The organism is Flavobacterium johnsoniae, assembly GCF_001879205.1.
Lineage (GTDB): Bacteria > Bacteroidota > Bacteroidia > Flavobacteriales > Flavobacteriaceae > Flavobacterium > Flavobacterium johnsoniae_A.
Genome location: NZ_MLFK01000009.1, coordinates 76,735 through 90,113, shown reverse-complemented (window position 1 = coordinate 90,113; position 13,379 = coordinate 76,735). Strand labels below are relative to the sequence as shown.

Genomic DNA, 13,379 nt, shown 5'->3' with positions numbered 1-13,379 from the left:
CAACACATTTATACCAAGTGGTAAATGTTGGTGTGAGTCGTAAAATTGTTTGGATTGCAATCAGATCACGAAATTGCTGGATTTTGACATTTTATTATCCATTACATAATCAATTGCAGGCAGATTTTTTTAAAAGAAACAGCATACATAAACCCACATACATCCTATTTTGGAGTATATGGGTATTATGCAGCAAAAAAAAAACTAACTGAACTTAACCTAACAATCTTTAATATGCCGGATTTTGGGCATATTCTCCAGAATCCAATGCTATCGCTGATAATGGAATTGGACGAAGTATTTTAAAATTGCCTCCTTTTCCTAAAAATGGATCAATTCCGCTGTCAAAAAGTGCCTTAATATCCGGATTTCTCACCTTGGTATATTCCATAAGTTTTCCGGTGCGTTTCAAATCAAGCCATCTAAAACCTTCACCTGCCAATTCTCTCGCTCTTTCTTCCAAAATAAAATCTAAATCTACACTTGCTTTTTCAGAAGCACCGGCTCTCAGCCTTACAGTATTGATACGTGCCAACGCGCTTGCAGTATTTCCTGATTTAAAATAGGCTTCCGCGGCAATTAAATAGGTTTCTCCTAATCTTGCTAAATACAAATCGTGGGTGTACTGAATAGATGGTGATGATGTTTGTACTCTGTCATATTTTTTCAGAGCCGGATAATCCGTAGTATTCAAACGATCCCACCAATGATCTGAAATTGGAGATATAATAGTTTTTGTACGATTAAGAGGATCTGCTGCTCTCCATGCCGGTACATCAGCAATTTGTGCCGCCGTTCTCGGGTAATAATAAGCAACAGGAGTGTTTGCAGGATTTAATCTCCAGCCCGAATAAGGGGTAGTTTTGATATTTAAAAATGTTCCTTCAAATCGGGTATCATTATCTTCAAACAATGTCAATAAATATTGGGTTGGATGCAGTGTACTTTTCTTTACAACTCCATCATTAGCTCCCTGAACTAATGGTCCCCATGGATAATCCCAATTATGCGACAATCCTCCGCTTTGAGTAGATTCCGGGGAATACTGAATTGACCATAAAACCTCTTCGTTTTTGTCTTTATTATATTCGAATAATTTGTCGAAAGTTAAATTTAGCCCCTGACTGGCAATTGCAGCATCTGCAAGCACTGCGGCATCACTAAAATCTGAAGGAGCAGCAAATGATTCATATCCACGCGTCAAATATACTTTAGCCAGAATATGCTGGGCTGCACGCTGCGTTACTCGTCCAAAATCAGTTTGAGTTGGAGGCAAATCGACGATAGCTTGTTTTAATTCATCAATAATAAACTCATACACCTCTTTGGCAGGTGTTCGCTCAAAATGGGTTATCGGTTCATCTATCATGTTCTTTACCAAAGTTACATCGCCGAAATTCTGAACTAAGAGAAAATAATAATAGGCTCTAATTGTTTTTAACTCCGCAACTCTCGTTTTTAGTGCCGAGAAATCTTCTGTTTTTTCAGCATAGGCCAATCCCATATTGGTCTTTTGAATGCTTTGATACAAAGTACTAAAAAACACATCAACTTCTGCTGTTCCGGGTGTCAAATTCTGATAAGATGCCAGTCCTGCCGGAACCTCTTCATGAGCATTAAAAAATAAATCTGTACCTGCGCAAAACATATACGGAGTGGGCTGATATACATTGCGTAACGATGCATAAGCTGCATTTACCAGTCCTTCATATCCTTTTTCTGTAGTATAATAGTTTTCTGCAGTTGTATTACCCAGATTGTCTTCCTCTAAATATTCTGAACAACCTGTGACTATAAGCACTAAAAGAACTACAATCGTTTTTATATTTTTTATATTTTTCATCTTATTAAAATTTAACGTTAACACCAAGCTGATAGATTACATAAGCAGTATTTGTGGCGTCTACGCCAGACATTTCTGCACCTGCCCACTCAGGGTCAAAGCCATCATATTTAGTAAATGTGAAAGGGTTCAGTACATTAGCATATACTCTTAGTGACGATAAACCAATTTTTGATAATGAATTAGAATTAAAATTATATCCTAATGTTATGTTCTGAATTCGAACAAATGAGGCATCTTTATTAAATCCCGGATACCCATATGCCTGGGCGCTTTCACCCCAATATTGTCCCGTAAAGGTAGCCTGAGGATAGGTATTTGAGCTTCTGGCTGGTGTTATAGGGTTTTCTCTCACATAGTAAGGCACATCCAAAATGACTTTACTGTTAAAATCTGTAAATTCTTTATGAAATGGACTAAAAACGTAGACCCCTTGTTTAGTAAATACAACGCCGGTTAAGTCCCAGTTTTTATAGGTGAAAGTCGTAGAGAACGTCCCAATCCAATCAGGTGAAGGAGATCCTAATACTTTCATATCATGATCAATATCAATTTTGCCATCGCCATTTAAATCTTTTACTTTTGCTGTTCCTTCCAGAGTTCTTTGATCAGCCGGTGCCAATTCATCTTTCTGCCAAACTCCATCAAAAACCATTGCGTAAACGACATTTACAGGCTGGCCAATAAACCATCTGTTAGCAACATCGTCTTTTTTGGCACCATAAAGTTCAACAATTTTGTTTTTATTGGTAGAAAATATAAAACTGGTTTCCCATTTAAAATCAGGATTATCAATGTTTATTGTTTTCAGCTGAACTTCAAGTCCTCTGTTGCTTACTGAACCTACATTGTCAATCATATTTGCCCAGCCTGTTGGTGTGGCTAACTTGCGATTCATTAATAAATCCTCAGAAAGACGATCGTAATAATTGATCTCGCCTGTAATTCGGTTTCCAAAAAAACCAAAATCAGTTCCAAAATTCCATTCTCTTGTTCGTTCCCAGGTTAATTTAGAATTAGAAAGTGTATTAGGAAGGAAACCATTAGCCGATGTGCCATCCCAATCGTAATATGTTTGTGAATTTAAAGCCGATTGTGAAGAATACGGCGCAATATTATTATTTCCTGTATAACCAAAACTTACCCGTAATTTCAAATTATCTATTTGAGAAACATTTTTTAAGAAAGATTCCTCTTTTATTTTCCACCCTACCGCTGCTGAAGGAAATGAAGCCCATTTGTTACCGGGTGACAGTTTAGAGGAGCCATCCCATCTAATGGTAGCCGTAACCAAATATTTATCATTGAATGAATAATTAAATCTATTGGTAAATGAAAGCAAAGTGCTTTTGCTAAATCCTGAAGAAGCGTCTCTTTGCGGTGCGCTCTGCACATTATACCAAAGCGATTGAAAAGGTACATCCCTTCCAAATACATAAGATGATACCAAACGATCGTATTGGGATGATTGTATAAAATCATACGAAATAGAGTGTCTGCCTATTTCTTTATTAATATTCAATTGATTATCCCAAATGTAAGACAGTCTGTTATCGTTCCACATTCTGGCTACTGATATAGAGCGTGACGCAAATCTGTCTAAATACTCTCCTGTTCTTTGAAATACAGCACTAGGCGAAAAAGTAGATTTTAAACTAATCCATTTAGCGGGTTTGTACCCTAAGTAAAAATTAGATAAAACATTAAATTGTTCTACATTATATTGGGAATTCGATTCTAAAAAAGCATACGGATTTACATTACTTGAAATTCCAATCATAGGAGATTGAATGGTGTTTCCATCTGCATCTTTTGCCGCCGCATAAGAAGGCATCCTGAATAACTGCTGTGTGTATCCTTGTCTCGAAACCAGTTCACGGTCAGAATAAGCTAAATTTATGTTGGCTCCAATTGAAAATTTATCACCCGGACTAGCATCTATACTGGCTTTAAAATTATATTTTTCATAGGACTGTCCTTCGGCATTACCGGTGTCGCCCTGATATCCAAATCCAATTACATAGCTTGTGTTTTCATTACTACCATTAGCGGAAATAAAATGATTTTGCTGTATACTTGTTTTAAGAAAATCATCCAGCCAGTCTGTTCCTCTTCTGTTTGCTAAAGCATCTTGCCAATAATTTGTACCGTCAGTGCCTATTACTGTCGGGAATCCGTATGTAGGTGAGTCTACAATAGGATTAGCCTGAACTAAATCCCTAGCTACTTGTCTGTCTCTGGTCCATGTTATACTTTCATCATAACTATTAAGAAAGTCCGGCATGTTAGTTATAGTACGAAGTCCAACATAACCGGCATAAGTTATGCTTGATTTTTTATTTTTCATACCTTCTCCGGAGTATGTGGTCACAATTACAACCCCATTAGAACCACGAGAACCATAAATAGCTGTTGACGAAGCATCTTTTAATATATCAATTCGCTGAATATCGTTGGGATTTAAAAAATTGATATTGTCAGTCATTATTCCATCGACCACATAAAGAGGTGTTCCTCCTGTGAGTGAGTTGGCGCCTCGAATCTGGATGTTAAAATCGCTTCCTACCGATCCTGATTTTTGCGAGATATTTACCCCAGCTGCATTTGTCTGTAATGCCTGCATAGGGCTTGTGGCTCCAACCCGATTCAATTCCTTGTTGCCTATAGTCGATACCGCTCCCGTAACATCTTTCTTTTTAACAGCACCATATCCTACTAAAACTACTTCGTTTAACTGAGCGACATCTTCTAATAAGGTTACATTAATTGTTGCTCTATTTTTTACCGCTACTTCCTGATTAATAAACCCCAAATAAGAAAATACTAAAATGCTGTTTTCTTCTGCAGCTTTGATGGTAAACTTACCGTCTAAATCTGTTTGGGTGCCAATTGTTGTGCCTTTAACAAGAACATTTACTCCCGGCAGCGGCACCTTGTTTTGGTCTGAAACGATTCCGCTTATCTCTGAAGTCTGGTCTTTTTTTATTAGTAAGGCTTTCGATTCTTTACTTACGGCTGGAACTTTTAGTTTTACCGTTAATAATATCTGACGATCGTTGATTTTATACAACACATCTGTTCCTTTAAATAGTAGTTGTAAAACCTCCGAAATACTTTTTTTATTTACATCTAAGCTAATCTTTCGATTGACATCTATTTTACCACTTTCGAATAAAAATCTAAATTCGGAAATCGTTTCTATTTTATTAAAAATCTGTCCAATAGAGGTTTCTTGTACATGGAGCGTAATCTTGGTATTTTGAGAGTAAGTACTGGCTTGGATTTTAAATAAGGAAACCAATAATAAGATGGTCGAGAGCTTCATTTTTAAACTAATTTTAGGAAAATATGGGCATGTAAATTTCTTCAGAATTATTTTTTTCATAATTTTGTTTAAGTTGTTTTGAATGATTAATTTCTATACGTCGTTTGATTCACTTATAAATCGGGAAATACTGATCCTATTTTCCGGTTTTTTTGAAGTGTCTTCAGTTTTATTTCACTTATATCATATAGGCTGCTTTTTAGTTATTATTATTGATTTGTCTTCGTTTATTTTGTAGTTGAATGAACGAACGTTGCTAAGTGCGTTCATTACCGAATTTATATCTTCTATATTTTTATTAAAAGAGGCATTAATTTCGATACCGTTTAATTCATCATCATAATTTTTAATTTTCACATTGTAGGTACGCTCTAATTTTTTTATAATCGAGGCAAAAGCTTCATTTTTAAAGGCCAGCTCTCCTTTCATCCAGTTCGTATACAAACTTGTATCTACTTTTTCTAATGAAATCTTATCACTTTTTTTACTCCAGGCACCCTTGTATCCCGGACTAAGCATTGTTTTTTCATTTGGCTTCGCGTCGTTATTCAAACTCACTGAACCCTCTACCAATACTGTACTCACTTCTTTGTCTTCTGCATAAGAAGAAACATTAAATTTCGTTCCTAAAACTTTTACATTAACCGCGTTAGCATTTACAATAAAGGGATGCAGTTTGTCTTTGCTTACATCAAAAAAAGCTTCTCCTTCAAGATAAACTTCCCTTTTCATTCCTTTTATAAAATTCACGGGGTATCGCAGAGAACTTCCTGCATTGAGGTAAACGTGCGTTCCGTCGGACAAGGTTAGATTAAAAGTCTTTCCGTTTGGAATTTTTATCTGATTGTATGCTGTCTTTTGAATTCCATTAGATGCATTGTATTTTAATTCCGTTCCCTTTTGAGTACCCAGAACCTGACCGCTCTTCGATACAATTTCACCCGATCCATCTGCATTAAGAATTTGAATGTCTCCGTTTTCTAAAACTAATTGTACCTGGTCGTCTGATAATTTTATTTCAGGATTATTTACATAACTGCGCTGTACTATGAAAACTATCCCGATAAGAACAATAAAAATAGCCGCATACTTTAATGCTTTTTTCCATAGTGGTATAACCGGTTTACCATTTTGCTGTTTAAGTATGGCTTGTAGTTCTTCCCAATTTTTATCTACGTCCATTGAATCGATAAAATTCAATGCCTCATCAACCAATCCATCTTCAAATAGTTTATTGATAAGATCTTGTTCTTCAACGCTTAATTCCTTGAATTTTTCAACATCTAAATTTCCTTTAGAATTTATTTTTCGAAGAACTGTAATTACGTTTGGTGAAATCCCCATAATTGTTTTATGTTTTGTGATAATTATTCAGTTGTTATAGTTATGTTATCAAAAAAGATATTTAGGGTGACAGTCTTTTGAAATATATTTTTTTAAAAGTGTTTTTTTTTAATATATTTTTTACTAACTATGCAATAAAATATTAGCTTTAATAATAATATAAGAATTTTTGTATGTGAAACAATTCAAAGAAATAGAGACTTTATACAAAGAAAATTTTACTTTTTTATGCTTGGTTTCTTTCCAAATAACAAAGGACAGAGAAGCTGCAAAAGATATTGTCCAGGATTTTTTTATTTACTTTTGGAATAAACATCAGAATACCACCATTAACAAATCATTCAGGGCTTATGGGGCTAAGGCTATCAAAAATCTGAGCCTTCAATATGTAGAAAAAATAAAAAGAATTGATGTAGAAAAGGGTGACTTATCGATTCCTGAATATGAAGACATTATAAATCTAGAAAAAAAAGACGACAGCAAAATTGCTGCCGTCCTTAAGTTATTGGATTTACTTCCTGAAGCCCGAAGAAATATTTTTATTTCTCACGTGGTAAATGATCTCAGTTATTCTGAAATAGCCGAAACATACAATATATCTATCAATACTGTAAAGACCCAAATGAAAAGGTCTTATGCTTTTATACGGGAAAAAGCGAACGGCAATACTTTACTAGTGCTGCTTTTATTATTATTCAATAAAAGTTAGTCCGCCAATTTAAAAGAATGATTTAAATATAGTTATCCCTGGTCTGGCCAGAGATATTTTTCATGACAGCATTAAGCCGCGGCAATTCTCCGTTTTATAATACTTCAGTTATATTACATTTCTTTTAAGTTGACTTCTTTTTTCTCTCCATCCTTATCAATGGTTACACGCTTCTCTATATTAGCCTTATCAATATAGGATTGTCTTGCTGTGCTATAATTTGTTGAAGAGCCTGTATAACCCCAGTAGTTATAATAGTTTGTATAGCCAGATACATAAGAATAGTTATAAGAGTTCGAAAAATCAAAGCTGGCCATCACCACATAGGTGCCCGGCATAAGATCCGAGAATTCAAAATGCCCCTGATCATCATAAACTTTGGCTTTTTTGATCGAATAACCAAAATCAGCATTCAAAGGCACTTCCGGCATTTTTTTCTGTTTACGAATTTTCTTATTGACCTCTACCCATTCCTCATAATAAGCAGAACTTGGAAAAAGCGTAATCTCGGTACCCTTCGGCGCATATTGTTTCTTAGCTGTATTGACCAAACCGCCCAGTTTCTTACCGGAATCCGATCTTGCATAGGCTGTACCAATAATGACACTGCTGCCTTTAGAAATCTGCTGCGCAGCTTCTTCTTTGTTGAATTTGTTTTTAATAGGCTGATAGTCCAATTCTTCGTTTACTGTAATTTCCCACATCCCCTTGCCCATTGACATTTCTCTCTGCCAGAGACGATGGTCTTTTTTGTCTACAATATAATTATAAATGGCACCGGTGCTTTCTTCTGAAACTGTAACAAGCCATGATTCGTGCTTGCCGGTTCTTGGAGAATTGTAGATAAAGCTTTTTACCTCCTTAATGCTATAATATTCAATAAGAACATCAGACCCATCATTATAGTAGAATTGCGGGATACGTGCTTTGTAACCTACATCCAAAGGCAATGTTACGATTAGATGATCGGTCCAGTTCCAGTCAATAAATGCCTCTTTGGGATGTAATTTCAGTTTTTTATCCTTTTTAGTTTTCTTAGAATAGTAGCTGCCTGTTACAGTCTCACCAAAGGTGAGATTTAGTTTTGTCTCCTTTCCGTCGCTGGAATAACTAATAGGCTTCAGTGTTTGAGCATCAGCAACACTGGTGCGGGCACTGGTTCTTGAATTGTCTTTTGGAGTATAGGAATTGGTCAAGCTAAGCTGATTATTTGCCACAGTAATATCATAGGTTAATAATCCCTGCTTGGTCCAGCTTGTATCTTTAACATAATAGACAGTATAAAGTGATTTTTCGGGTTTAATGTATTTGGTGTTGATGTCCTTGCTTCCAGGTGCAACCGTTTTTTGAGAGAACGCAGCAAATGGAAGAATACTCATTATATAAAAAAGTTGTTTTATCCAACTTGCCGTTTTATTTTTTAAAAATGGTAATTTCATTACTAAAGAACCGTTCATACTACTACTACTTATCATTGTGATTTTTTTTGATAAACAACAAATTTACTAACGTCAAATATAGAAAACAATACCTGATTTCATGGTTATAAAATTATTATTCCGGCAATTTCCCTAACAAATCAGCAGCAGCCTATATTCGCCTTCATTTTCTATTGGTGCTCTATGAATACAGGGCTGTACTGGTTGTTTTGGATGATCTACAGCCAGACGCCAAAGATTTCCTAAACCTAAATTAACAGGTTCTGCATCTGCATTTGCCTGATAATGCAAATCAAAATAATTTTCCTCCAAAAAGTTTTCGAATTCTTCCGATGGTCCGTTATACAGCTCTTTTAGCTTTGTTCGGATTTCCGGAATTAAAATCTTTTGCTCAGCTTGCGAATTAGAAATGATATCACTTGCCGCTCCGTGATAAGTACATAAAAAAGTATCTGTTGCAATAGGTGAACGATCAACATGAAATGAATACACATCAGTCGATATGAAATCAAATTCATCATCCCGTTCATAACATTTTAGTAAATTAAGAGAGGGTAAAGCTCCAAAATCTGCTAATAATTGTAAGTCGTTTAAGATTATTTCCCTTGCTATATTTCCTTTTTCTGATAATTGGAGTGCGATTAGATCTTCAGGATAAACCTGCGTTATATTTTCTTTTAAAGATAATTTGGACGCAATCTCACTAAAATCGCCATCCAAATTTCTGCACCAGCACAGCGCATTCATTTCTCCTTTAAATTCAGTATGTACTAGCTCAGAAAAAGAAGACACCACTCCTATCTGTCTGCTGTCATAAAATGTATTACTCATATATGATATTATAAAGACTATTACTTCGTGCATCACAAAATTATGTAATAACAGCCAGCGGCCAACATTTTCTTATTATGAATTACAAATTGTCCTTTAGTTCAAAATCCAAATATTTTGTGGTTTTATTAAAATACTTGAACAATATGTACTGTCAGCTTTGTCACAAATTCCATTTCAAGAAATTTTCCGCTTGAGCGGATTTGAAATCTGTACCCGCAAAGTATATTAAAAAAAGAAAATCCAGTTTTTATTAGGCGAGTATGGAAAGAATTTCCAAGCTATCGTTGCGCATATCCGGGCGATCGTGGTTTCTTTAAGTAATAGACATAAAAAATCCCATTTGAAATGGGATTTTTTTTTGCCTATTTAATCGATTTTATATTTCAAAATACAATTTGCATGTATAGTAAAAATAGTAATACTAATGATTATCAAATTCCCTGCGGTTGTAAAAAGCATCATCGTTACTATCATAGTTAGGATCATTTTCAGGATAATAAGATTTCATTACTCTTCTTTCATATTCCCTGTCAAAATTGTGCTGCCTGTTATATCGGCTTGTATTTCTAAAGGTATCATATCCTATACTATTTGCCATAACAATTTTGGTGTCTTTATTTATGTTTACAGATCCAATTGGTATGATAATATGGCTGTCTCCTTCTTTATAGACAAACTCTTTTCCGGTGTCGTTTGCTATAACATCACGAACCTCAGTATGTTTGTCTTCTATTAAGCTTTTATCTAATTTTACATCCAGATAAACCACGCGCTGCATATCTTTATTGACCCAAAGGTTATCAATTTTGCCTATTGTACGGTTGTCAGCATCTACGATCGTCCATCCTCTTACATCAGAATAATTTGAAGCAATTTTATAATTAGATAGTTCGTCCAGTCTGTATAAGTTTTTGTCTTTATTTTCCATAATTTCTTTATAAATAATTATCTGCTTTCTGGTTATTGTGCAGTTGTACTAGTTTCGGTTTGTGTGGTGCTTTCACTGCTAGTTTCATGATCTGTAAAATAGATATAGTATATAATTGCTCCCAGGATCAGCACTAAGGCGATCCATGGCCATATCGGTTTCTTTTTCTCAATTTTAATTTCTGCCATAACACATTCTTTTTTTGATTAAAAAATAGTTTTTTTATTACTATTAAAGATACAAATGAGTACAGCGTCAAGAAGTATTAAATTTCAGCAGTTTGTTACACAATTCCCAGTAGATTAATTCGATAGATTATTTTTAGATATTGCTCTAGTTTTATATTTAAAACCTTTAATCAATCTTATTTTAACAGACTATAATACAATAATTGGTTTCATTTAGAAACAAACAGGTTTCAAATTATAAAATGCAACCTCTTTAGCACTTGTCTTTTCTGTAAGTAAAATAAAGCTTATTATTTTTAAGGTCGGAAATTTATTATAAATCTAAACCAGAAAATTATGATAAACTTAAAACGTTTAAAATTCGCTTGTCTTGTGTTCAGTCTGCTTTCAATTAATTTGACTGCCGCACAGGAAAAAAAAGACAAAAATGAACCTCGGAAAAGTGAAACCCCGGAAGTACTACCCCGCCCGGATTTTCATTTTAACGGTCACGTAGGCAGAACGTATCTGGATTCAGATCCCGCTCAGTTTCCTCAACCTGTACAGGCTCCGAAAGGCGCTCCCAATATTGTAATAATATTGATTGACGATGCCGGTTTTGGACAATTCAGTACTTTTGGCGGCGGGGTTCCTTCTCCAACTATGGACAAGCTGGCTGCCGAAGGTCTTCGCTACAACCGTTTTCACACCACTGCACTTTGCAGTCCTACACGCGCGTCATTAATCACAGGGCGCAACCATCATTCTGCCGCATTTGCCGGTATTACAGAACTCGCAACGGGATATGAAGGATATACCTGTATTCTTCCAAAGAGCTGCGGTACAGTTGGTGAGGTACTTCGTCAAAACGGATATGCAACAGCCTGGATTGGTAAAAACCACAACACGCCCACATGGGAAACAAGTGATGTGGGACCTTTTGATCATTGGGCAAATGGTTTAGGTTTTGATTATTTCTATGGATTTAACGGAGGAGATATGAACCACTGGAATCCGGTTTTATATGAAAACCGTAATCTTGTTCCTGCTTCAAAAGATCCAAATTATTATATGACTACAGATTTGGCAGATAAAGCAATTGCATGGGTACAGAAAACCAAAAGTATTGCTCCTGACAAACCTTTCTTCTTATACGTAGCTCCGGGAGCCACCCATGCACCGCACCATGCCCCAAAAGACTGGATTGAAAAGTTTAAGGGAAAATTCGATATGGGATGGGATAAATACAGAGAGCAGGCTTTTGAGCGCCAGAAAAAACTGGGGGTTATTCCTGCCAATGCAAAATTAACCCCAAGACCGGAAAGTCTGCCGGCATGGGATTCTCTTAATGCCGACCAAAAACGCCTTTATGCTCACATGATGGAAGTTTTTGCTGCCTATGGGGCTTTCGCCGATGACCAGATGGGAAGAATTACAAATGCAATCAGTAAATTACCTGATGCCGATAATACCATAACAATTTATATTGCGGGCGATAATGGCTCGAGTGCAGAAGGCGGCATCGAAGGATCTGTAAATGAAATGGCATTTTTTAACGGACATCCTGAAAAATGGCAGGATAACTTAAAAGTAATTGATGAATTGGGAGGTCCTAAACACTTTAATCATTTTACCTCTGCTTGGGCCTGGGCAATGAATTCTCCTTTTCAATGGACCAAACAAGTAGCCAGCCACTTTGGGGGAACACGTAATCCAATGATTATAGACTGGCCGGCAAAAATTAAAGATAAAGGCGGACGTAGAAGCCAGTTTACACATGTAATTGATATCGTGCCTACCATTTATGAAGCAGTAGGTATTACACCTCCAACCGAGCTTAACGGAATCCAGCAGAAACCTATCGAAGGAATCAGTTTTGCTTATACTTTTAATGATGCTAAAGCAAAAGACCGCCACAATACGCAGTATTTTGAATTAGGAGTTAACCGAGGTATTTACAGCGACGGATGGATGGCCTCTGCCCTGTCTTTTCCTCCCTGGATGGCAGAACGCGGCGCATTTGACCCTGATACACAAAAATGGGAACTTTATAATATAAATGATGATTTTACACAGGCTAATGATCTGGCTGCCCAAAATCCGGAAAAGCTTCGCCAGATGCAGGATTTATGGTGGGTTGAAGCTTCTAAGTATAATGTACTTCCGTTAGACTGGCGCGGCTCTAATCCTAGAATGAATGGTGAACTTATGGGAAGACCAAGTCTTATAGGAAAACGCAAATCAATGACCTATTATCCGGGAACTTTTGGACTTCCCGATGCGGCAGCACCTCCAATGCTTAATAAATCATGGACGATTACGGCTGATATACAAATATCAGATGCCAATACCAATGGTATGATAATCACCCATGGCGGTATGCAGGCTGGATACGGATTATATCTGCAGGACAGCAAACCTGTTTTTGTATACAATTACCTCACTTTAGACTGGGTATACCTAAAAGGAAAAGAAGCTCTTGCTAAAGGTAAAAACAAACTTACGGTTGATTTTGTTTATGACGGTGGAGGCTTAGGAAAAGGCGGTAAACTAACCATGAGTGCAAACGGTAAAAAAATAGCCGAAGGACGATTAGAAAAAACAGTACCCGTTCAGTTTTCTATAGTCGAAGGATTTGATATCGGACAAGACGTGGGTTCCCCTGTTGACTGGAATTATAAAATGCCTTTTGAGTTTACAGGTAAGATCGATAAGGTTACAGTTGATTTAAAATAACAGCAGTATTACCAGCACGATTACAACATTATTAAAAGTCTTTAAATTTTAATT

Annotated in this window: 9 protein-coding genes; 2 read left to right on the top strand and 7 right to left on the bottom strand. The window is 36.1% G+C overall.

Features of this window, described 5'->3' with window-relative positions:
* Window positions 1–229: 229 nt before the first annotated feature.
* The 3 genes from BKM63_RS16310 to BKM63_RS16300 form a co-directional block, all read right to left on the bottom strand.
* On the bottom strand, window positions 230–1,843 hold the full coding sequence (locus tag BKM63_RS16310) for a RagB/SusD family nutrient uptake outer membrane protein (protein ID WP_083572259.1): 1,614 nt from the start codon (window positions 1,841–1,843) through the stop codon (window positions 230–232).
* A 4-nt stretch (window positions 1,844–1,847) separates the two neighbouring features.
* Window positions 1,848–5,168: a TonB-dependent receptor gene (locus tag BKM63_RS16305; RefSeq protein WP_071637647.1), complete on the bottom strand. Its 3,321-nt coding sequence runs from the start codon at window positions 5,166–5,168 to the stop codon at window positions 1,848–1,850.
* A gap of 183 nt (window positions 5,169–5,351) precedes the next feature.
* Window positions 5,352–6,512: a FecR family protein gene (locus BKM63_RS16300; RefSeq protein WP_071637646.1), complete on the bottom strand. Its 1,161-nt coding sequence runs from the start codon at window positions 6,510–6,512 to the stop codon at window positions 5,352–5,354.
* A 175-nt stretch (window positions 6,513–6,687) separates the two neighbouring features.
* Here BKM63_RS16300 and BKM63_RS16295 point away from each other — a divergent pair, with 175 nt between their 5' ends.
* Window positions 6,688–7,221, top strand: a complete 534-nt coding sequence (locus tag BKM63_RS16295; protein WP_071637645.1) for a sigma-70 family RNA polymerase sigma factor — start codon at window positions 6,688–6,690, stop codon at window positions 7,219–7,221.
* A 113-nt stretch (window positions 7,222–7,334) separates the two neighbouring features.
* On the opposite strand, the gene BKM63_RS16290 is transcribed toward BKM63_RS16295, so the two are convergent.
* The 4 genes from BKM63_RS16290 to BKM63_RS23660 all read right to left on the bottom strand — a co-directional run bounded on the left by BKM63_RS16290 (window position 7,335) and on the right by BKM63_RS23660 (window position 10,610).
* Window positions 7,335–8,696, bottom strand: a complete 1,362-nt coding sequence (locus tag BKM63_RS16290; protein WP_242661166.1) for a hypothetical protein — start codon at window positions 8,694–8,696, stop codon at window positions 7,335–7,337.
* A gap of 96 nt (window positions 8,697–8,792) precedes the next feature.
* On the bottom strand, window positions 8,793–9,491 hold the full coding sequence (locus BKM63_RS16285) for a DUF1826 domain-containing protein (RefSeq protein WP_071637644.1): 699 nt from the start codon (window positions 9,489–9,491) through the stop codon (window positions 8,793–8,795).
* 424 nt (window positions 9,492–9,915) lie between these two features.
* Window positions 9,916–10,422 (bottom strand): PRC-barrel domain-containing protein, encoded by a 507-nt coding sequence (locus BKM63_RS16280; protein ID WP_071637643.1) that lies wholly within the window; start codon window positions 10,420–10,422, stop codon window positions 9,916–9,918.
* Between the two features lie 32 nt (window positions 10,423–10,454).
* Window positions 10,455–10,610: a hypothetical protein gene (locus BKM63_RS23660; RefSeq protein WP_165608781.1), complete on the bottom strand. Its 156-nt coding sequence runs from the start codon at window positions 10,608–10,610 to the stop codon at window positions 10,455–10,457.
* A gap of 336 nt (window positions 10,611–10,946) precedes the next feature.
* Between BKM63_RS23660 and BKM63_RS16275 the strand changes: the two genes are divergently transcribed.
* Window positions 10,947–13,325, top strand: coding sequence for an arylsulfatase (locus BKM63_RS16275; RefSeq protein WP_071637642.1), 2,379 nt, complete (start codon window positions 10,947–10,949; stop codon window positions 13,323–13,325).
* Window positions 13,326–13,379: the final 54 nt, after the last annotated feature.